The organism is Streptomyces sp. NPDC101181, assembly GCF_044767975.1.
In the GTDB taxonomy this organism is placed as follows: Bacteria; Actinomycetota; Actinomycetes; order Streptomycetales; family Streptomycetaceae; genus Streptomyces.
Genome location: NZ_JBIWOX010000017.1, coordinates 23,405 through 44,938 on the forward strand (window position 1 = coordinate 23,405; position 21,534 = coordinate 44,938).

The following is a 21,534-nucleotide window of genomic DNA, read 5'->3' on the forward strand; positions in this document are numbered from 1 at the left end:
GCCAGGGCATGGGGAGGCCGCCGAGCCCCGGACGCCCCGGACGAACGCCTCCGGACGCGCCGTTCCCCGGCACCTAATACAGGCGCCGGGGAACGGGCGGCGGGGACGGTACCTATCGTGTGGCGCTAGCCGGACCGACTCTCAACCCGCCAGCCGTTAGCAGCCAGCCAGCCGTCGGTCATCCGTCCTCAGCCGTCAGCCGTCAGCCCTCAACCGTCCGTCCCCGTCGTTCGTCCCCCGCCGTCTGTCGTCAGTCGTACGCCGTCAGTCGTCCATGGCCGTGGAAGCAGAGGCCGAGGCGGAGGCGGAGCTACTGGCCGCCGTGGCCTTCTTGGCGGTCGTCTTCTTCGCCGTGGTCTTCTTCGCGGCGGCGCTCTTGGTGGCCGTCGTCTTCTTGGCCGCGGTCTTCTTCGCGGCGGTCTTCTTCGCCGCCGACGTCGTGGCCGACGCCGTGGCCTTCTTGGCCGTCGTCTTCTTCGCCGGGGCCTTCTTGGCCGTCTTCTTCTTGGCCGGTCCCTTGGCGCGCTTCTCGGCGAGCAGTTCGTAGCCGCGCTCCGGCGTGATCTCCTCGACGCTGTCGCCGGTCCGCAGGGTCGCGTTGGTCTCGCCGTCGGTGACGTACGGGCCGAAGCGGCCGTCCTTGACCACCACCGGCCGCTCGCTGACCGGGTCGGTGCCCAGCTCCTTCAGCGGCGGCTTGGCCGCGGCCCGGCCGCGCTGCTTGGGCTGGGCGTAGATCGCGAGGGCCTCGTCGAGAGTGATGTCGAAGAGCTGGTCCTCGGAGGTCAGCGACCGGGAGTCGGTGCCCTTCTTGAGGTACGGGCCGTAACGGCCGTTCTGCGCGGTGATCTCCACGCCCTCGGGGTCGGTGCCGACGACGCGCGGCAGCGACATCAGCTTGAGGGCGTCCGCCAGCGTCACCGTGTCCAGGGACATGGACTTGAAGAGCGAAGCGGTCCGCGGCTTCACCGCGTTCTTGCCGGTCTTCGGGGTCCCCTCGGGCAGCACCTCGGTGACGTACGGGCCGTAGCGGCCGTCCTTGGCGACGATCTGGTTGCCGCTCTCCGGGTCCGCACCCAGCTCGAAGTCACCGCTGGGCTTGGCCAGCAGCTCCTCCGCCAGCTCGACCGTCAGCTCGTCGGGCGCCAGGTCCTCGGGCACGTCGGCGCGCTGGTGGCCCTCGGCGTCCTTCTCGCCCCGCTCGATGTACGGGCCGTAGCGGCCGACGCGGAGCTTGATGTCGTTGCCGACCGGGAAGGAGGAGATCTCCCGGGCGTCGATCGCGCCGAGGTCGGTGACCAGTTCCTTCAGGCCGCCGAGGTGGTCGCCGTCGCCGTTGCCCGCGTCGGACGCGGCGCCCGCACCGGCCGGGTCGTCGCCGGAACCGGTCGTTCCGAAGTAGAAGCGCTTCAGCCACGGCACGGACTGGGCCTCGCCGCGGGCGATGCGGTCGAGGTCGTCCTCCATGCGGGCGGTGAAGTCGTAGTCAACGAGCCGGCCGAAGTGCTTCTCCAGCAGGTTGACCACGGCGAAGGACAGGAACGAGGGGACGAGCGCGGTGCCCTTCTTGAAGACGTAACCGCGATCGAGGATCGTCCCGATGATCGAGGCGTACGTCGAGGGGCGGCCGATCTCGCGCTCTTCCAGCTCCTTGACCAGCGAGGCCTCGGTGTAGCGGGCCGGGGGCTTGGTGGCGTGGCCGTCGACCGTGATCTCGTCGGCGGTCAGCGCGTCGCCCTCGGCGACCTGCGGCAGCCGGCGCTCGCGGTCGTCCAACTCGGCGTTCGGGTCGTCGGCGCCCTCGACGTACGCCTTCATGAAGCCGTGGAAGGTGATCGTCTTGCCGGACGCCGAGAACTCGGCGTCCCGGCCGTCACTCGCCCGGCCGCCGATCTTGACGGTGACCGAGTTGCCGGTGGCGTCCTTCATCTGGGAGGCGACGGTCCGCTTCCAGATCAGCTCGTAGAGACGGAACTGGTCGCCGGTGAGCCCGGTCTCGGCGGGGGTGCGGAAGCGGTCACCGGAGGGGCGGATCGCCTCGTGCGCCTCCTGCGCGTTCTTGACCTTCCCGGCGTACGTACGCGGCTTGTCGGGGAGGTAGCCCGAGCCGTACAGCTGCGTGACCTGCGCGCGGGCCGCGGCGACCGCGGTGTCCGAGAGCGTCGTGGAGTCCGTACGCATATAGGTGATGAAGCCGTTCTCGTACAGCTTCTGCGCCACCTGCATGGTCGCCTTGGCCCCGAAGCCCAGCTTGCGGCTCGCCTCCTGCTGGAGGGTGGTGGTCCGGAAGGGGGCGTACGGGGAGCGGCGGTACGGCTTCGACTCGACGGACCGGACCGCGAAGGAGGAGTCGGCGAGCGCCGCGGCGAGCGCGCGGGCGTTCTCCTCGTCCAGGTGCAGGGTCTGGCCGGAGCCCGCCTTCAGCTGCCCGTCGGGGCCGAAGTCGCGGCCCTGGGCGATCCGGCGGCCGTCGACCGCGCTGAGGCGGGCGGTGAGCGTCGAGGGGTCGGAGGCGTCACCGGTGCGGCCGGTGGCGAACTTTCCGGTGAGGTCCCAGTACTCGGCGGAGCGGAAAGCGATGCGCTCGCGCTCCCGCTCGACGACGAGGCGGGTGGCGACGGACTGGACGCGGCCCGCCGAGAGCTTCGGCATGACCTTCTTCCACAGGACCGGCGAGACCTCGTAGCCGTAGAGGCGGTCGAGGATGCGGCGGGTCTCCTGGGCGTCGACCATGCGCTGGTTGAGCTCGCGCGGGTTGGCGACGGCAGCGCGGATCGCGTCCTTGGTGATCTCGTGGAACACCATCCGGTGGACCGGGACCTTGGGGCGCAGGACTTCCTGGAGGTGCCACGCGATGGCTTCGCCCTCGCGGTCCTCATCGGTGGCGAGGAAGAGTTCGTCGGACTCGGCCAGCAGCTGCTTCAGCTTCCTGACCTGGGCCTTCTTGTCCGCGTTGACGACGTAGATGGGCTGGAAGTCGTGCTCGACATCCACGCCGAGGCGGCGGACCTCGCCGGTGTACTCGTCCGGGACCTCGGCCGCGCCGTTCGGGAGGTCGCGGATGTGCCCGACGCTCGCCTCGACGACGTATCCGGGGCCGAGGTAGCCCTTGATCGTCTTCGCCTTGGCAGGCGACTCGACGATGACGAGTCGGCGGCCGCCCTGTGCGGTCTCGCTGGTCGGGGACAACTTCGCTCTTCTCTCCGGTCGACACTCGGTGGGCATCCGGGCGGCGTCGGAACGCTTCCCGCGGTGCTGTCGCTGCGGAGTGTGACGGTACAACCCGCCCCCGTGTCAAACGGCGAAAGCCCGCAACGGCCACTCGAACGGTAACCCGACTTCCGCCATTCCTGCCGCCCGGACCGTCGGGTACGCGCCGCGTGAAGCCCTGGAACACGGATTTCCGGAGGTGGTCGCGGTGCCTGCCGGGTGGGCGTCCGAAGAGCGCCGGACAGCCGCCGGGCAGCCCGCCGTTCCGGGTGAGACCGATCCGGGGAGCGGGGATCAGACGAGCGTGAAGCACCACACGCCGAGGGCGAGGAAAACTACGCCGAAGAGCGTCGTGAGTGCCATGGAGGCGACAGGGCTCACACCGTGCGCCACCGGCGCGCGGTGCAGAACACGCGCCCCTGTCCAGACGAGGAGAGCGGCACCGAACAGCGTGAGGGCCGTTCCGGCGAAGACTGCTGAGACGCTCTCCATGTCGTACCCCTCATCCGTGCCCCTGGGCCGTCGTGACCGGCACCGTCCGTGCCCCCTGGGCCGTCGTGAGCGGCCACCGTCCGCGCCCTGGGCCGTCGTGACCAGCACCGGGGAGGCTGCCACCCCGTGGCATCGCCCACACGAACCCCGGGTGAACAGCACTCCCCCGCCGCGCGGCACGCCGCTGCCCTCGCCCGGACGGCCGACCGGCGGCCGTGGCCCGTCGGCGTGCGAGCACAGTCGGGAGGGGGCCGGAACAGTACGGATCCGGCCACCTCGGAGACCGGGAGAACGCCTCCGAAGCGCAGCCCGAACGCGTCCGGGAAGAGCCCGGACGAGGCGCGCCCGCCAACCGCCGCCGCGAGCGTCGTACCCGATCTTGGCAACGCCTCGACCGGAAGCCGCAGCCCAAACAGACCGGAGCGGTCCTGAGCAGGAACCAGCCGGAGCGAGGCGATGGAGAGGGCGAAGACGCTGATGAGGAGCCCCGTTGCGAACCAAGGGAAGCGCGCGGCCGATCCACGGTCGAAGCCGGTACCGGAGGCTGAGCGGTACGGCTCCCGAGGTTCCGTACCGGCGTTCGGAGGAGATCGCCGTCGTGCCGCCGTAGACACAGAGGACGGGGACGGCGACTACCGCGTCGCCCTGGTAAGAGAAAGTGGTCGTCGGCCACCTGGAGCTGACGCCCGCGGAGAACGGCAGAGGGCCGAAGCACGGTCCAGCACGGAACGAAGGTGTCAGGAGCCATAGCGGGGTCGGGAACCACGACGGTTTCAGGGACCACGACGGGATCGGAAACCCCGATGGGGTCAGGAACCACGGCGGGTTCAGGAACCACAGCGGGACCAGGAGCCACAGCGGGGTCAGGAACAACAGCGGGCGGGTGCGCTCAGCACCCCCTATCACCCGGTTTCCGGTTCACCGGGTGACCGGTGGATGGCCCACCCGGTGCTCGTACGGCCACGAGAGCGCGACGCGGCAACGCCAGGCAGACACCGCTGGCACGACACCGTGAGGTACACGCGGCCAGCGCGGCAACGCGAGGTATCGCCCACTGGCGCGGCAGCGCGGGCTGTACGCCGCAGCGCGCCTCCCACAGCGGCCACGAGCGGCGAGCGGGGCGTCTTCCGGCCCCCGACACCCCCGACACGGCCCGGTCCGGATCACGCCACCCTCATACGCCCCCTCCGGCCCCGCCATCCGCCCCGCCACCGATTCCGCTGCCCGCCGCCGTCCCCGCGCCGGGCCCGGTCACCGGCTCCAAGAAGCCCTCCTCGACCAGCAGCCGGATCGCCTGCGGGGTGCGGTCGCGCAGGAGCACCGGGTCCTCGGACATGAGCTGGGCGATGGCGTCCAGGATCCGGCCGGCGGGCAGCGAGCCGTCGCACACGCCCGCGAACCCGGCGGCCACCGCGTCCACCTTGGTCGCCCGCATCATGCCGTGGTGCTGGCGCAGCACCACATGCTCGGGGTCCTCGGCGCCGGGCAGCCCGACCTGCTCCTGGACGACCTCCTCGGCCAGGCTGAAGTGTCCGGCGAGCAGCGCCGCGTCGTCCTGGTCGCGGAGATAGTCCTGCCGGGCGAAGTGCTCCTGGACGGCCTGCCCGAGCGGCTGCCGCACCGCGTGCGGCCACTCCTCGACGACGACAGAGGGATTCCCGGCGGCGGCCGCGGCGGACTTGCGCAGGGTGATCCAGCCGAAGCCGACGGCCTTGGTGCCGCGCGCCTCGAACTCGTCGAGCCACGCCTCGTAGCGCTCGGCGTACTCGGCGGGATCGCTGCGGTGGTCGCCGCTGTCGCGCAGCCACAGCTCGGCGTACTGCGTGACGTCCTGGGACTCTCGCTGGACGATCCAGGCGTCGCAGCCGGACGGCACCCAGGAGCGCAGCCGGTCCTGCCACTCCTCGCCCTCCACGTGCTGCCAGTTGGCCAGGAACTGTGCGTAGCCCCCTTCGTTCAGATGGGCGCCCGCCTGCTGCACCAGGGTGCGGCAGAGGTCGTCACCGCCCATGCCGCCGTCCCGGTAGGTGAGGCGGGCGCCGGGTGAGATGACGAAGGGCGGGTTGGAGACGATCAGGTCGAAGGTGTCGGAGCCGACCGGCTCGAAGAGGGAGCCCTCGCGCAGGTCGGCGGGGGCAGCGCCGGACAGGGCGAGGGTGAGCCGGGTGAACTGCAGGGCGCGGGGGTTGAGGTCCGTCGCGGTGACCCGGGTCGCGTGCTGGGCGGCGTGCAGCGCCTGGATGCCGGAGCCCGTACCGAGGTCGAGGGCGGCGGCGACCGGCGTACGTACGGTGATCCCGGCGAGGGTGGTGGAGGCACCGCCGACGCCGAGGACGACGCCCTCCTCGCGCGAACCGATGCCGCCCGCCCCGCCGACCGCGCACCCGAGGTCGGACACGATGAACCAGTCCTCGCCGTCCGGCCCTCCGTACGGCCGTACGTCGACGCTCGCGCGGACCTCACCGAGCGCACCGCCCTCACGGGTCACCCAGCCGTCCGCGACGCACTCCTCCAGGGGGAGGGCAACACGGGCCTGCTCCCCGGGGATGGAGCGCTGGAGCAGGAACAGCCGCACCAGCGTGTCGAGCGGCGTGCCGCCCCGGGTGGCCCGCAGGGCGGGGACCGTCTCGCTGCGGGCGAGCGCGGCATAGGCGGGCGCGCCGAGCCGGTCGAGGAGCCCGTCGGCGGTGAAGTCCGCGGCGAGCAGGGCTTCGCGGAGGACGGCGGCATGGTCGGCTACGGGAAGGGTGGTCTTACTCACGTCACCCATTGTGTCCGGTCCCACTGACAACGGCAGCGGCCCGGCACTCCCATCGAGTGTCCGGGCCGCTGCCGAAGCCGCTGTCGACGCCCTTGCTGACGCCGCGTCGCCGCCGTTGCTGACGTCGTTCTGCGAGGTGAGGAGACGCCTTGCTCGGCGACTCCTACTCGGAGGACTCCTTGTCGGAGGACTCCTTGTCGGACGGCTTCTTCGACTCCTTGTCCGAGGGCGTCGAGGCCTCCGGGGACGCGTCCGCGCCCGCACCCGCGTCGGGGGCTCCGGAACCCGAGGCTCCGGTCGAGGCCGAGGGCTTCTGGCAACCCTTCTGCTTCGACATCGCGGCGCCGACCTCACCGGACTGGAGCTTCTTCAGCGCCTGGTCCCCGCCGGAGCTGATCTTGTTCAGCTCGTCGGCGACGCCCTTCAGACCGTCGGCGAACTTCGCCTGGTCCTTGGTGTCGAGGGCGTCGACCTTGGTCTTGAGGCCCGCGTAGGCCTTGGAGGAGTCGTTGAGCTCCTTCACGGCCTCCTTCTGCGTGGCCTCGCCGTCGTCGACCGGCGGCGCGCCCGCGGAGTCCACGGCCGAACCCAGCGACTTGTACGCCTGCGAGATCTGCTGGAAGGCGGCCGAGTCGGTCTTCTGGACATCGGCGGGCTTGCTGTTGTCCGCGGTCTGCTGCTGGATGGACGCGTTCGCGTTGGCGATCTTCTGCAGCTGGGGCTGGACCTGGTCGCAGACCTTCTTGGCCCAGTCGTTCACCTTGTTGTCGCTGTCGTCGCTGCAACCCGACAGCGTCAGTACGAGTACCGCACCGCCGGACAGTGCGGCTGCAAGCTTCTTGTTCACCGGATTGGTCCCTTCCAAGGCTCTCGGCCCCGGAACTTACACGGCGAGGAGACGACAGCCGGGTGCCGGGCATCCGGTGTGCATGCTTTTGAAGCCATTTGCACCAAGGAGAATGAGGGAGACGCCACTCGGCCGACGATGCGCGCGCACGAACGGTCACCTCCTCGCGCGGCCGCCTCCCGGTCAGCCACCCCCTCCGCTCCGGCCGACCCCACCTGTCCCACACACATCCCGGCCCGACCGCGCCGCGCCGCGTGCCGACGGGCCCGGTACCGAACGAGAACAGCGCGTACCGCATACGCCCCGGGGCGTGGCGGGGCGCGACGGGACGAGCCGGTGCGGGCGACGCGTCAGGCCACGTCGCCTGCCCCGGCCCTGACCGCACATCACCTGCGGGTGCGGCCAGCTCTGTCGCCCGTACGGCTCACGGTGTCGCCGCGGGATCCGGGGCCGAGGCCGGAAGCGAGGGCCTGCCGCCGCCGCCCGGCTCGTCGTCGCCCACGGCGATGCCGCGCCGCTTGGAGACGTAGACGGCCCCGACGATGATCACGATGGCGACGACGGCCACCAGCGCCCGCACCCAGGGGTTCGTGTCCGCGCCGTAGCTGAACTGCACGACGGCCGGTGCGATGAGCAGGGCGACCAGGTTCATCACCTTGAGGAGCGGGTTGATCGCCGGGCCCGCCGTGTCCTTGAACGGGTCGCCGACCGTGTCGCCGATGACCGTCGCGGCATGGGCCTCGCTGCCCTTGCCGCCGTGGTGGCCGTCCTCGACGAGCTTCTTCGCGTTGTCCCAGGCGCCTCCGGAGTTGGCGAGGAACACCGCCATCAGGGTCCCGGTGCCGATCGCGCCCGCGAGATACGAGCCGAGCGCGCCGACGCCGAGGCTGAACCCGACCGCGATCGGGGCCAGCACCGCGAGCAGCCCCGGCGTGGCCAGCTCACGCAGGGCGTCCCGGGTGCAGATGTCGACGACGCGCCCGTACTCCGGCTTCTCCGAGTAGTCCATGATCCCGGGGCGCTCCCGGAACTGCCGCCGGACCTCGTAGACCACGGCTCCGGCGGACCGGGAGACGGCGTTGATCGCGAGCCCGGAGAACAGGAAGACGACCGCGGCGCCCAGAACCAGCCCGACGAGGTTGTTGGGCTGCGAGATGTCCAGGCTGAGCCCCAGTTCCCCCGCCCCCGCCCCGACGTCCGCGACGGCGGTGGCGATGGCGTCGCGGTACGAGCCGAAGAGCGCGGCCGCCGCCAGGACCGCGGTGGCGATGGCGATGCCCTTGGTGATGGCCTTGGTGGTGTTGCCCACCGCGTCCAGGTCGGTGAGCACCTGCGCCCCGGCCCCGGTGACGTCCCCGGACATCTCGGCGATGCCCTGGGCGTTGTCGGAGACCGGGCCGAAGGTGTCCATGGCGACGATGACGCCGACGGTGGTGAGGAGCCCTGTCCCGGCGAGCGCCACCGCGAAGAGCGCCAGCATGATGGACGTACCGCCCAGCAGGAACGCCCCGTAGACACCCAGGCCGATCAGCAGCGCGGTGTAGACGGCGGACTCCAGGCCGATGGAGATGCCCGCGAGCACCACGGTGGCCGGGCCGGTCAGCGAGGACTTCCCGATGTCCTGCACGGGACGGCGGTTGGTCTCGGTGAAGTAGCCGGTGAGCTGCTGGATCAGCGCGGCCAGGACGATGCCGATGGCGACCGCGACCAGCGCGAAGATCCTCGGGTCGCCCCCGTGCCCGGTGATCGCCTCGTCCGTGACCCCGTCCAGTTCGGCGTACGAGGACGGCAGGTAGACGAAGGCCGCGACGGCCACCAGCGCGAGCGAGATCACCGCGGAGATGAAGAAGCCGCGGTTGATCGCGGTCATCCCGCTGCGGTCGGCGCGGCGCGGGGCGACCGCGAAGATCCCGATCATGGCGGTGACGACACCGATCGCCGGGACCATCAGGGGGAAGGCCAGACCGAAGTCGCCGAAGGCGGCGGTCCCGAGGATGAGCGCGGCCACGAGCGTCACGGCGTACGACTCGAAGAGGTCGGCGGCCATGCCCGCGCAGTCACCGACGTTGTCGCCCACGTTGTCCGCGATGGTGGCGGCGTTGCGCGGGTCGTCCTCGGGGATGCCCTGTTCCACCTTGCCGACGAGGTCGGCGCCCACGTCGGCGGCCTTCGTGAAGATCCCGCCCCCGACCCTCATGAACATGGCGATCAGCGCCGCGCCGAGGCCGAATCCCTCCAGCACCTTGGGCGCGTCGGCGGCGTATACGAGCACCACGCAGGAGGCCCCGAGCAGCCCGAGCCCCACCGTGATCATTCCGACCACACCACCGGTACGGAAAGCGATCTTCATCGCTTTGTGCGAGACAGCGGTGAGATCCTTTTCCGGTTCGCCCTGCGCCGGGGTCGCTTCCCTTGCGGCGGCGGCCACGCGCACATTGCTCCGCACGGCGAGTCGCATGCCGATGTATCCGGTCGCCGCCGAGAAAAGCGCGCCCACCAGGAAGAACAGGGAACGCCCCGCACGCTGCGACCAGTTGTCGGCCGGCAACAAGAACAGCAGGAAGAACACGACGACGGAAAAGACGCCGACCGTGCGCAGCTGCCGGGCCAGGTAGGCGTTCGCGCCCTCCTGGACCGCCGCCGCGATCTCCTTCATCCGTTCGGTGCCCTCACCGGCTGCCAGTACCTGGCGTACGAGCAGCTGGGCGACGACCAGCGCGGCGATGGCGACGATCGCCACCACGATGACGATCAGCCGGTTGTCGCCAGTGAGTACCGCCGCCGCGAGGGAGGCGGGTCGGTCGGAAAATACGGATTCTTGCGTCAGTGCTGCCATTGGGGTGGTGAGGAACTCCGCCATACGTCCTCCTTGACGCTCAGCGCTCAAGACGTTGACGGATTGTAGGGAGCGGAACCTGATCAAAACAGTGGGCGGGAAGATAAATGATCGCGCTCCCCCCAACGCCAAAAGATCAATGGTGGGATTCTGCCCGAATGCAGTAATGCGCCAGAAGGATTACCCAGGGGCTTCGGCAGACTTTCGGTGCGAGATCGCGTATGTAAAGGACCTGCTCAGCGGGGTCACGATCAATGAAACATCACCCGTGAAGGTATTGAGGTACGGAGGTGCGGAGCGGGCATGGCGCCGGGCAGCCGCGGGCTGGCGGCCCGCGGGGGAAGACACCGGCAGAAGGGCTCAGAGGGAGGGGACGAGCCCGGCGGAGGGGCCGCACGCAGGGCTCGGCCACACGATCCGAGGGCGCAGGGCGCAGGTCTCAAGCGCGGGCTCCGCCCGTACGCGGGTACTCAGCCCGTACGGCGGGTATTCAGGCGGGGAGATCGACCGCAGGACTCAGGCAGACAGCCCAGCCATACGCCTCGGCCTCAGCGGCCGGATCGAAGGCGCGAGCGCAGGCCTCCTGGGCAAACTTCGGGCAGGACTCGCGAACAGGACTCCGTCGGCAGCGCTCATTCGCTCGTCACCCCCCACTCGCGGGCAGGCTTCACGAGCGGGACTCGGATGGCGAGCCTCTCCGGGACAAATGTACAAACGGGTACAAGGGCACAAGCGGGTGCAAGGGCGCAAGCGGGTGACGGACGAGGCTTGACGAGCTTCCGCGCAGGACTGCGGGACAGCCTTCGGGGTTCAGGGCCGAATAACGGCGTCGGCCGTCGGCCAGCTCATGCGGATCACTCCGCCGTTGGCACCGGAGCGGACCTCGACATCGTCGACGAGACCGCTGATGACCGCGAGCCCCATCTCGTCCTCGGCCTCACTGTCGGGCTCGGGATCTGGCTCGTCGAGCCCTCCGGCCCCTCCGATGACGCTACGCGCTCCGGATCCCGCGCCGTTGCCACCGGGGCCGGGAACGCTGTCACCGACCTCGATGGAGAACGCCTTCTCCTCCTCGGTCAACGCGACGCTGACCGGGTCGATGATGCCGTGACTGCGGTGCAGCCCGACGGCACGACTGCACGCCTCGCCGACGGCGAGCCTCACCTCGTCGAGCACCGCCTCGTCAACGCCGGCCCGGCGCGCCACGGCGGCCGCCACCAAGCGGGCCGTCCTGACATGTTCAGGCTGGGCGCTGAAGCGGAGTTCAACGGTGGCCATGCCATCCCCCTCGAAACGTTCGAGCGTACGCACCAGGGACCCCGGGCCTTGGCCCGGCACCCCTGCTCACCTCTTCCGGAAGCCGACGAAGCGGGCGGCCGACCAAGGGTCGACCACCTGCCCGCCACGGCCCGCCTGCTGCCGCTGTCGGCCTCGTCACTGTCCGGGGGCCGGCCCGCAGGCCGGTCCGGTCCGCTCCGACCTCAGTCGGTCGCGGCGACAGCCTCGTCCACCGTGGTGTGAATCGGGAACACCTTGGTCAGACCCGTGATCCGGAAGATCTTGAGAATGCGCTCCTGGTTACAGACCAGGCGCAACGAGCCCTCATGGGCCCGGACACGCTTCAAGCCGCCCACGAGCACGCCGAGGCCGGTGGAGTCGAGGAAGTCGACGCCTTCCATGTCGACCACCAGGTGGTAACTGCCGTCATTCACCAACTCAACCAACTGCTCGCGCAGCTTGGGCGCGGTATACACATCAATCTCGCCACCGACCTCGACGACCGTACGGTCGCCACCAGGGCCGGACACATTGCGAGTCGACAGGGACAGGTCCACGGATCCTCCAGCACCTTGCTATCGAGCGGTCGCCCCTCAGTCTCCCCGACGGAGGCCAGGGGACGGATCGCCAGCCGCGATGGCATTCAATCACTTAGCAGCAGCCATGCACGACGCTTGGGACCATTGTCCGTCACGCCAGTGACACACTCGGTGCCGATGGCCAAGAATCACCGTCCCGGACGACCACCCGAGAGTGGGGACATGCGCCCCTCTCCCGCCATGATCCTCGACCGGCTCGCCACAGGGGCGGGCCGGGCCGCGCGCATCACTCATACGGAGCACCTGCCCCCACGATCGGGAACCCATGCCATCTGGCCGGATCGCATCCGGCCAGAAGTGATCTCGGCGATCGTGGGAGCCGGAATCGACCATCCGTGGGCCCACCAGGCGGCCGCCGCCGAGCACGCGCTGGACGGCGAGTCCGTCGTCATCGCCACCGGCACGGCCTCCGGGAAGTCCCTGGCGTACCTCGCCCCCGTCCTCAGCACCCTCCTGGACGGCTCCGAGGCTCCGAACGGCCGCGGGGCCACCGCCCTGTACCTGGCCCCCACCAAGGCCCTGGCCGCCGATCAGCGGCGCTCGGTGAAGGCCCTGGCGGCGCCCCTCGGGAACGCTGTCCGGCCCGCGGTCTACGACGGGGACACCCCGGTCGAGGAGCGCGAGTGGGTGCGGCAGTACGCGAACTACGTCCTGACCAACCCCGACATGCTGCACCGCGGCATGCTCCCCTCCCACCCCCGCTGGTCGTCGTTCCTGCGCGCCCTGCGATACGTCGTCATCGACGAGTGCCACACCTACCGGGGCGTCTTCGGCTCTCATGTCGCCCAGGTCCTGCGCCGTCTGCGCCGTCTGTGTGCCCGCTACGGGTCCGATCCGGTCTTCCTGCTCGCCTCCGCCACCGCGGCCGACCCCGCGGTCGCCGCCGGACGTCTCACGGGTCTACCGGTCCGCGAGGTCTCCGACGACGCGTCCCCGCGCGGTGAACTGGTCTTCGCCCTCTGGGAGCCGCCGCTGACCGACCTCCACGGCGAGAAGGGCGCCCCCGTACGCCGTACCGCCACGGCCGAGACCGCGGACCTGCTCACCGACCTGACGGTCCAAGGCGTCCGCTCGGTCGCCTTCGTACGCTCCCGGCGCGGCGCGGAACTGATCTCGGTGATCGCCAAGGAGCGCCTCGCCGACGTGGACCGCTCCCTGCCCCCGCGGATCGCCGCCTACCGCGGCGGCTACCTCCCGGAGGAACGCCGCGCCCTGGAGCGGGCCCTGCACTCCGGCGACCTGCTCGGCCTGGCGGCCACCACCGCTCTCGAACTCGGCATCGATGTCTCCGGCCTCGACGCGGTCGTCATCTCCGGCTACCCCGGCACCCGGGCCTCCCTCTGGCAGCAGGCCGGCCGCGCCGGCCGGTCGGGCCAGGGCGCCCTCGCCGTGCTCGTAGCCCGGGACGACCCGCTGGACACGTACCTGGTGCACCACCCCGAGGCGCTGTTCCAGCAACCGGTGGAGTCGACGGTGCTGGACCCTGACAACCCCTATGTCCTGGCTCCCCATCTGTGCGCGGCAGCGGCCGAACTTCCGCTGACCAAGGCCGACATAGCCCTCTTCGGTCCCGCCGTGCCGGAACTCCTGCCCCAGCTGGAAGCGGCGAGGCTACTCCGCGAGCGGCCGTCGGGCTGGCACTGGACCCGCCGCGAACGGGCCGCCGACCTCGCGGACATCCGGGGCGGGGGCGGCCGCCCGGTCCAGATCGTCGAGGAGGGCACCGGCCGCCTGCTGGGCACGGTCGACGCGGCCGCGGCCCACACCTCCGTCCACGAGGGCGCCGTCCACCTCCACCAAGGCCGCACCCACCTGGTCCGGAAACTGGACCTGGAGGACTCCGTCGCCCTGGTCGAGCAGGCCGAACCCCCGTACTCGACGGTCGCCCGCGACACCACCGCCATCACCGTCCTGGAGACCGACACCGAAATCCCCTGGGGCCAGGGGCGGCTCTGCTACGGCTCCGTCGAGGTGACCAACCAGGTCGTCTCCTTCCTCCGCCGCAAACTGATCACCGGGGAAGTCCTCGGCGAGACCAAGCTCGACCTGCCACCCCGCACGCTGCGGACCCGTGCCGTCTGGTGGACCGTCACCGAGGACCAGCTCGACGCCGCCCGGATCAACCCGGAGATCCTCGGCGGCGCCCTCCACGCCGCCGAACACGCCTCCATCGGCCTCCTCCCTCTCTTCGCCACCTGCGACCGATGGGACATCGGCGGCGTCTCGATACCGCTGCACCCGGACACCCTGCTGCCGACGGTCTTCGTGTACGACGGCCACCCGGGCGGCGCCGGGTTCGCCGAACGGGCCTTCCACACCGCCCGAACGTGGCTGACGGCGACCCGCGAGGCCATCGCCTCCTGCGAGTGCGAGGCGGGTTGCCCCTCCTGCATCCAGTCCCCCAAATGCGGCAACGGCAACGACCCCCTGCACAAGCGAGGAGCCGTGCGCCTCCTCACCGAACTCCTCAGGGCGGCACCCCCGGAACCGGCCGTGGAGGACCAGCCGACGACGTGACCGACCGGACCAGCCGGGGAGCCTGACACCTGACCGGAACAGATGCGGCGGATCGGGAGATCAGAAGCGGTGTGACCAGCCTCTTCAGCTCCGCCTCACCGATCGCGCCGATCCGCACCGCCTCGGCCGATACGTCGATGCCGACTCCCACGACCCTCAGGCCCTTTCGCTGTCTTCTGAGGCTCAACCGCCCTGAACCGTTGACGCGTTCTCCGCTGAGCTCCGGCATCGCCACCAGGGTCGGCATGTGCGAAGGCCGTCAACGGCCCAGCCCCGGGGTGTCTTCCGCCGTCGGCGGGGAGGCCGAGCACTGCATCAACGCGGCGAACGGAAATACCGCCGCAGCAGAAGCTCTCAGCAACTCCCCCTCTGGCGACCGCAGCCCTGACTGTCATCGCCGTGCCGGCCGCCGCTGCGCTACCCACGGCTGCGCAGGAGCGACGTCACAGGGAAGCCCCACGGGTCAGGTCTCCCCCGCCGACCCCATCGCCCCGTGGGTAGCGGCCGGGGGCCCTGCACGAGCCCGCACGGCGGGTTCGTAGGGTCCGAAGCTCGACCGGGCGACCACATCAGTGATCTCGCCGTGCACCGCGCAGCGGACGAGCACGGCGTTCTGCGCCATCGCCACCCTGCGGGCCGCACCACACGCGGCTTCCGCCCCGTCCAACGCTCGATCCGCAGCCGCAAGAGCCGCCAAGTCAGCTGCCCCACCCGCCCGGTGACGTGCTGCCACGGCTTGCCCCAGCGCCAGCACGAGTGCGAACACCGTGCACAGGGTCGCTGTGCTGACAGCCACCCAGACCGTCGCCACCCCTCGATCCCCTCCCCGCGCCTTCTCCCGCCCATCGGGAGCTACCGTCTTCACGGACCAGCACCCCCTACGGTGTCCTCGGCCAAGGCCGCCGCCTCAGCTCTCAACGTCAGGGTCAGCGCACCCGGCCCCGGGGTCGGCGCCTCCACCCGGACGCGCAAGAGGTCCCCCTCGCGCCCCACCTGGACCCGGGCACCACCGGGTGCGGCGTCCCGCGCGGCAGCCAGCACCGCCGCCTCCGGTTCCGAGCGCGCCGCGGCCCGCGCCCCCGCACGGGCCGCGTCAACACACCGGATCTGGTCCGAGGCCGCCACCAGCGCCCAGAGCAGTGCCATGGCGAAAGCCGCCAGCACCGGGATCACCACGGCCGCCTCCGCCGTCACCGCCCCACGGTCCCGGCATCCGAAGCAGGTCAGGCCGCAAACCGGTGGCCTGTCCCGCACCCGTTCCAGGAGCCGCCGCCTCCCCTTCCGCCGTACCCGGACACCGCGCCGGTCCCGGGCGGACGACCGGCCACCGGCAGCCCGCCCGCGCTCGTCCCCGCCTTCAGAACTTCGCATCGAGCGCGTCCTCGACCAGGGACTGCATCGCCGACAACACCGGCCCGCTGTTGACCACTTTGTAGAGCACTGCTGCGAAGGCACACGCCGCGATCGTTCCCACCGCGTATTCGGACGTAGTCCTTGCTTAGTTCCCGTGTCTCTTTGCGGGGATCGGAGACCAGAGGGGAAATAGAAGTCTCTTGCACTCCAATGAGTCTCGTTCGTACCGTCGCAGCATGCATCTGATCTTCTACAGCCGAACGGGTTGGGAGGACTGGGGGCTTGGGCGTCAGCCGCTGATCCCCGAAGGCATGCCGGTCCTGATCGACGAGGATTTGGCCTTCGAGGACGGCGGCGCACCCCGGCCCACGGTGGCGGCCAACCGCTGGCTGCGCGAACTTCCTCTCAACGGAGCTCGATCTCAGAGGACTTGGAAGAACTACGCGCAGGCTCTGCGCTGTTGGCTGGAGTTTCTGGCCAGAATGGGCGTTGATCCGCTCGGAGAGCGGCAGCCCTTGCGGGACGCTCTGAGCGCGTTCTCGGAGTACCGGTTCGCGGGGCCGCTGGAGGCTCGCTGGGACGAGGGCACGTGGGACCAGAACATCAACACCGTGGCGCGCTTCTACGCGTGGGCCGATGATGAGGGACTGTGCCCGGCTGTGCCGTTCACGTACCAGATAGTCCGGCGGTACACCGAGGCCGGTGTGCAGCTGGCGCGGCGGAACACGGCTACGGTGCGGCGGGCCAAGCCGCATGTCACGGTGAAGTATCTGGAGAGCGACTTCCTCGAGGTGTTCGTGCGGGCGCTGGCCGGCCTGCGCCCGAACGGGGAGCCGGACTCGTTCCGCGGCCGCCACCTGGGGCGCAACGCCGCCATGGGGTCGCTCGTGGCGTCCAGCGGTCTGAGGGCGCAGGAGTTCACGCACCTGCTGACTTACGAGCTGCCTGCTCTGCCTGCCCGTAGCAGCGCGGTTCCGGTCCGCTTCCCTCTGGCCGCGCAGATCACGAAGGGCAAGAAGCCCCGGGAGACGTGGGCGAGTTGCGACGTTCTGGCCGATGTGCACCAGTACATCGAGCTGGACCGCGTGATGCTGACGGAGGGCCGCCGTTACCGGCCTGACCCGCGCCTGGGCGAGCCGTTGACGATCACTGAGCCGGACTGGGAGGGCGGGAAGGTCAACGGCCGTCGGGTCTCCTGGCGCAAGTTGACTCTGAACGAGCGGCTGCGGCTGGTGACGCCGGAGGGCACGCCCGCGATCATCGCAGTGCAGTCGGACGGAACCCCGTTCACCGACTGGGCGACCGTCTTCCGCCGGACCTCGGAGCGCATCCGGCGGGACTTCGAGCCGCGGTTCCCGACGGTCGGCCCCCATGTCCTGCGCCACACGTTTGCGATGGCGACGCTGGAGAGGCTAGTCAAGGGCCACTACCAGCGGGCGGCTGCACTGGTGGCGGACGCCGGTGAGGACGCTGCGCTGTCGCTATATCTGACGAAGGCGGACCCTCTGATGGTGCTGCGGGATTTGCTCGGGCACTCCAGCGTGACCACCACGGAAATCTACATCCAGCGCCTGGACGTGCAGCGGATCTACCGCGAGCTTTACGACGAGGCGGGCAAGCACAGTGGCCAGTTCGCCGCCGAGGCGGACGCCGAGTTCGACGACGAGGAGGATGCCACATGGTGACCCGTGTCGAACACGACCCTCTGCGCATCGAGTTCACGTTCCCCAACGACCCAGCCTGGACGGGCGACTTGAGTTCCACAGCCAACGAGAAGCTGGCGGAGGACCTCGCCCATGGCCTGGTCCAGATGGTGCACCCGCTGGGCCGCATCACCGCACGTCAGAGCGCGGTGACCTACACGTCGACGATCCGGCGGATGGTCGCGGAGCTGGCCGCACTGGGCTTCAACGGAAGCCTGGCGGATCTGCGCGCGAGCCACGTCCTGTCGTACTGGATGTCCGTCGGAGGCAGGCGCGTCTTCCACACTCGGCGCCTGCTGGCAGGCTGCGGGGACCGCGTGAACGCTGGCATTCGGGCCTACCTTGAGGGGAAGGCCGTCAAAGGCCGCCCTCGAGGCAAGCCTCTGAAGCCGTACCCCGAGGGTGAGTGGGGGCAGATCGAGGCCGGGCTGCGGGACTATCTGCAGCAGGTCATGGCCCGTCAGCGCGAGGTCCTGGAGCTGGCCGCGCTGGGTCCTGACAGATCTGACCTCGGCCGGAACCGGCAGAACTTCGCGTGGCTGCTGCGCGAGCACGGCCCGCTGAAGGTCGCGGACGTCACCAGGGTGATGGGGCTGAGCGTGGACTACTTCCGCGACGGCGTCGGCGGTCAGTACCGGGACGTGCGCGGTGCGATGTACCCGCCGGTGCAGGTGGCGACCGCCATGCGGCTTCTGTTCGGCGTCTACAGCGGCGTTGTTCCGGACGGGATCCGGGATCTGGGGCTGGAGGACTTCACGTGGACCGGTGGCCGCACGGTGCTGATGGACTACGTCAAGGGACGCCGCGGCCCGGAATCGGTGAACCTTCCTGCTCGGGCCGTGCGGCTGCTGGAGCGCTGGCTGGAGCTGTCGGAGCCTGTGCGGCGACTGGCTCCGGAGTCGATAGCCGGCGACTTGTTCGTCTTCATGGACACCGAGTACCGCAGCACGGACGGCGCGAAGTCGAAGCTGTCGGCGCTGTCCACCCGGATCGCCCCCAAGAGCGGGAACAAGGCCCGGCGTCAGCTGGCGAGGGAGCTTGATCTGCGTACGGATGCGGGAGAGCCGCTGCTGCTGCACTCGGCACGGATCCGTACGACGTACCACAACGTGCTGGCGCGTCGGGGCTGGACCGGCCGTACGAAGATCGACCCGAATCACACGGCCGCGGTGGAGGGCAGCCACTACGTCTCTACCACGACGCCGGCTCAGGCCGAGTCGGTGGAGGCCATCATCGAGGATGCCCAGGCCGACATCCTGCGGCGCAGTCGCCCGCCCATCGTGTTGAGCGACGAGGAGGCCGCCACGTTCGTCACCGAGCAGCCCGAGCAGGCGGCCCGCCTAAGCCTGGATGCCAAGGCCATGGCCGAGCTGCTGGGCGGCGAGATGGACGTGTTCACTGCGGCGTGCGCCAACCAGCTCGCCGGACTCCACGGTCCCAAGGGCAAGCCGTGTCCGGCCCGGCCGTGGGTGTGCCTGCTGTGCCCGCTGGCGGTGTTCACGCCTCGGCATGTGCCCAACCTGCTGCGTTTGAAGGCCTATTTCGCCCGTCAGTCGCGGCAGCTCACCGTGCAGCAGTTCCTCGCGGTGTTCGGCCCCTACGCCGACCGTCTCGACCACGACATCCTGCCCCGCTTCGACGCCCGCCTACTCGAGAAGGCGGCTGGCGAGGTGGACGACATCGACTCCGAGCTGCCGCTTCGGCCCGAGGAAGGAACCCAGTGACCCGCGATACCGCCCTGGTCGTCGAGAGCCCTGCCGGTCCCATCCCCCGGGAGTGGGCCCTGAAGTCCCCGTTCGCGGGGCTGGACGTGTGCCTCACGGCCGGATGGGACATGTGGCCGGACGGTCCGCGTCCCGCGTTCGAGGAGGACTTCTGGGACCTGTCGGCAGTGAAGTTCCCCAAGGGGGTGCGGAGCAACGTCAAGCGCCTGGACTTCACCGGTATCACCAACCCGGCCCTGCGGCTGACCGCCAAGGAGTACGTGTTCGCGCTGGTCGTACCGGACCATGAGCATGTCCTTGCTCTGCCGGAGGCCCGGCGTGAGCCGTACAAGCCGGAGTCAGCATTCAACTTTTGCGTGCAGCTGGTGCGGTGGATGAACTTCGTGGCCGAGCAGGGCATGTCGTCGCTGAGTGAGGTGATGCAGGAGCACTGCGAGGTGTACCGGGAGTTCCGCTCGCACCGCACCCGCAAGCGCCAGCAGGGCAGCGGGCCGATCACACCGGGCACCATGCTGACGATCCTGCGGCCGGTTGTGGACCTAGCCACCTATCGCGAGCTGTTCACGGTGGACGCCTACCGGCCTGACTTCACGCCGTGGGAGGGGCACACGGTCAGCGAGGTCGCGGGCTGGGAAACCTATGCCATCTCCTCCACCCCGCCGGTGGCGGAAAAGGTGTTTCAGCCCACGGTGGCCGCGGCTTTGTATCTGGTGGAGACGCTCGGGCCGTTGGTAGCCGAGGAGTTCGAGCGCATGCTGGAGTTTCGAGCGAACAAGGGCGGCCAGAACCCGAGAGCCGTCACGGCGAAGCACCAGGCAGGCGTCGCTGCCGCCGCCACCCGGCATGTCCGCGAGCGGGTGCCGCTGCTGGAGATCGACGCCCGGCAGGTCACGCGACGCGTCAAACGAGGCTGGCGGCCTGACGATCCGCTGCTGAACGTCGATATTGGCGAGTTCTTCGGCCAGGCGACCGGCTCCAGATACGCGAGGGTCGCGGACCACCTGGTTGAGGATCTCCGCCCGTTCCTAGAGCCGGTGGTGGCCGAGGTGGGGGTGGCGGGCATGTTCGGCCGGGACGCCTCCCGGGTGCCCCGCGCCGACGATCCGCAGCAGCTGGCACCGTGGACTCTGCCTCTGACCGGGGACGAGCTGCGGAGCTTGCAGATCGTCCTGCTGGCAGCCTGCCGGGTCCTGGTCGCGGCCCTGAGCGGCATGCGAGCTGGGGAACTGGACGAGATGACCGCCGACTCCCCCCAGCCGCCGGTCAGCGTCTCCGGCGGCACCCGACGCTTCAAGCTAGGCAGCAAGCTGATCAAGGGGCAGGAGTTCGGCGGCGTCGCCGAAGAATGGGTGGTGCTGGAACCAGCCTGGCGGGCGGTAAAGCTCGCCGCCCGCCTCAACCAGGCCCGGGTGGGCGAGCGGGCCTTTGCCCGCTCACCCATGGACTTCCTGCACAAGAGGCTGCGGGATTGGGTCAACACCCCCGCCGGCCAGCGGCTCGGCCTGGCGCCGATCCCGGCCGGGCCAGTGAACGGACGGATGCTGCGGCGAACGCTCGCTCTGTCGCTGGCCCACCGCCCCGGCGGCCTCCTGGCCGCGAAGATCCACCTCAAGCACGTCTCCGTGGTCACCACCGAGGGCTATGCGATGCGGCCCGGCGGCTCCCAAGGCAACCTGCTAGCCGAGGTGGAGCGGGAGCAGGACAAGAACCACCTGAAGCTCACGAAGGAGGCCTTCGAGGACTACCGCGCGGGCCGCATGCCGGCGGGCCCCGGGGCCCGCGAGCTGATCAGAGCATTCGAGCACATCGACGCCTCGCTCAAAGACCACGAGCCGGGCACCGCGGCGGTGATGGAGGCCGAGCGGCGGCTGGAGAACCTGCTGCGGCAGCAGTCCAAGCACCTGCATCTGCAGACCGCGAACTACTGCTGGTTCCGCGACCCGCACAAAGCCCTGTGCCTGAAGCTGGCGGGCACCCCGGACGCGACGAAGCCGCTGGGCGGGATGTGCGACTCCGCCCGCTGCCCGCAGGCCACCCACCACCCCTGTCACCTGCCTGTTTGGCAGAGTCAGGTCGGCACCGGCAAGGTCTTCCTTGCCAACCCGCGCTTCCCCAAGGGCGAAAAGAAGCGGCTCGAGCCCGAGGTGGAGCGAGCCCAGCGGGTGTTGGACGAGATCATGACGGCGGCCGGTACAACGAGTAGAGGCCAGTGAC

The 21,534-nt window shown here is 70.1% G+C and carries 12 protein-coding genes and 2 pseudogenes; 4 read left to right on the forward strand and 10 right to left on the reverse strand.

Going from position 1 to position 21,534, the window contains the following annotated elements; genetic code table 11:
* Nucleotides 1-264: 264 nt before the first annotated feature.
* The 7 genes from topA to ACIRRU_RS23280 all read right to left on the reverse strand — a co-directional run bounded on the left by topA (nt 265) and on the right by ACIRRU_RS23280 (nt 11,981).
* Nucleotides 265-3,189: a type I DNA topoisomerase gene (gene topA, locus ACIRRU_RS23250; protein ID WP_403683505.1), complete on the reverse strand. Its 2,925-nt coding sequence runs from the start codon at nt 3,187-3,189 to the stop codon at nt 265-267.
* 315 nt (nt 3,190-3,504) lie between these two features.
* The gene (locus tag ACIRRU_RS23255; RefSeq protein WP_403683507.1) at nt 3,505-3,702 is read right to left on the reverse strand and encodes a hypothetical protein; all 198 of its coding nucleotides are present in this window, start codon (nt 3,700-3,702) and stop codon (nt 3,505-3,507) included.
* A gap of 1,174 nt (nt 3,703-4,876) precedes the next feature.
* Nucleotides 4,877-6,463 carry a methyltransferase gene (locus ACIRRU_RS23260; protein WP_403683509.1) on the reverse strand — a complete coding sequence of 529 codons (1,587 nt, stop codon included), beginning with the start codon at nt 6,461-6,463 and terminating at the stop codon, nt 4,877-4,879.
* Between the two features lie 163 nt (nt 6,464-6,626).
* Complete coding sequence (locus ACIRRU_RS23265; RefSeq protein ID WP_403683511.1) at nt 6,627-7,310, reverse strand: small secreted protein; 684 nt, start codon at nt 7,308-7,310, stop codon at nt 6,627-6,629.
* A gap of 424 nt (nt 7,311-7,734) precedes the next feature.
* Complete coding sequence (locus ACIRRU_RS23270) at nt 7,735-10,170, reverse strand: sodium-translocating pyrophosphatase (RefSeq protein ID WP_403683513.1); 2,436 nt, start codon at nt 10,168-10,170, stop codon at nt 7,735-7,737.
* Nucleotides 10,171-10,956: 786 nt separating this feature from the next.
* On the reverse strand, nt 10,957-11,424 hold the full coding sequence (locus ACIRRU_RS23275) for an ATP-binding protein (RefSeq protein ID WP_403683515.1): 468 nt from the start codon (nt 11,422-11,424) through the stop codon (nt 10,957-10,959).
* Nucleotides 11,425-11,627: 203 nt separating this feature from the next.
* Nucleotides 11,628-11,981, reverse strand: a complete 354-nt coding sequence (locus ACIRRU_RS23280; protein ID WP_003967428.1) for an STAS domain-containing protein — start codon at nt 11,979-11,981, stop codon at nt 11,628-11,630.
* Between the two features lie 79 nt (nt 11,982-12,060).
* Here ACIRRU_RS23280 and ACIRRU_RS23285 point away from each other — a divergent pair.
* A pseudogene (locus ACIRRU_RS23285) lies at nt 12,061-14,540 on the forward strand (DEAD/DEAH box helicase).
* A gap of 463 nt (nt 14,541-15,003) precedes the next feature.
* Here ACIRRU_RS23285 and ACIRRU_RS23290 read toward each other — a convergent pair.
* The 3 genes and pseudogenes from ACIRRU_RS23290 to ACIRRU_RS23300 all read right to left on the reverse strand — a co-directional run.
* Nucleotides 15,004-15,405: an Rv3654c family TadE-like protein gene (locus tag ACIRRU_RS23290; protein ID WP_403683517.1), complete on the reverse strand. Its 402-nt coding sequence runs from the start codon at nt 15,403-15,405 to the stop codon at nt 15,004-15,006.
* Nucleotides 15,402-15,911, reverse strand: coding sequence for a TadE family type IV pilus minor pilin (locus tag ACIRRU_RS23295; RefSeq protein ID WP_403683519.1), 510 nt, complete (start codon nt 15,909-15,911; stop codon nt 15,402-15,404). The genes ACIRRU_RS23290 and ACIRRU_RS23295 overlap by 4 nt, the downstream gene beginning before the upstream one ends.
* Nucleotides 15,898-16,032, reverse strand: a pseudogene (locus ACIRRU_RS23300) (DUF4244 domain-containing protein); the annotation flags it as partial. The gene ACIRRU_RS23295 and the pseudogene ACIRRU_RS23300, both read right to left, overlap by 14 nt.
* A 97-nt stretch (nt 16,033-16,129) precedes the next feature.
* On the opposite strand from ACIRRU_RS23300, the gene ACIRRU_RS23305 reads away from it, so the two are divergent.
* Genes ACIRRU_RS23305 through ACIRRU_RS23315 form a run of 3 tightly spaced genes read left to right on the forward strand, consistent with a single transcriptional unit; the run spans nt 16,130 to nt 21,533 of the window.
* Nucleotides 16,130-17,578, forward strand: coding sequence for a site-specific integrase (locus ACIRRU_RS23305; RefSeq protein ID WP_403683521.1), 1,449 nt, complete (start codon nt 16,130-16,132; stop codon nt 17,576-17,578).
* Nucleotides 17,572-19,320, forward strand: coding sequence for a hypothetical protein (locus tag ACIRRU_RS23310; protein ID WP_403683522.1), 1,749 nt, complete (start codon nt 17,572-17,574; stop codon nt 19,318-19,320). Before ACIRRU_RS23305 ends, ACIRRU_RS23310 begins: the two co-directional genes overlap by 7 nt.
* Nucleotides 19,317-21,533 (forward strand): hypothetical protein, encoded by a 2,217-nt coding sequence (locus ACIRRU_RS23315; RefSeq protein WP_403683524.1) that lies wholly within the window; start codon nt 19,317-19,319, stop codon nt 21,531-21,533. Before ACIRRU_RS23310 ends, ACIRRU_RS23315 begins: the two co-directional genes overlap by 4 nt.
* Nucleotide 21,534 lies beyond the last annotated feature (1 nt).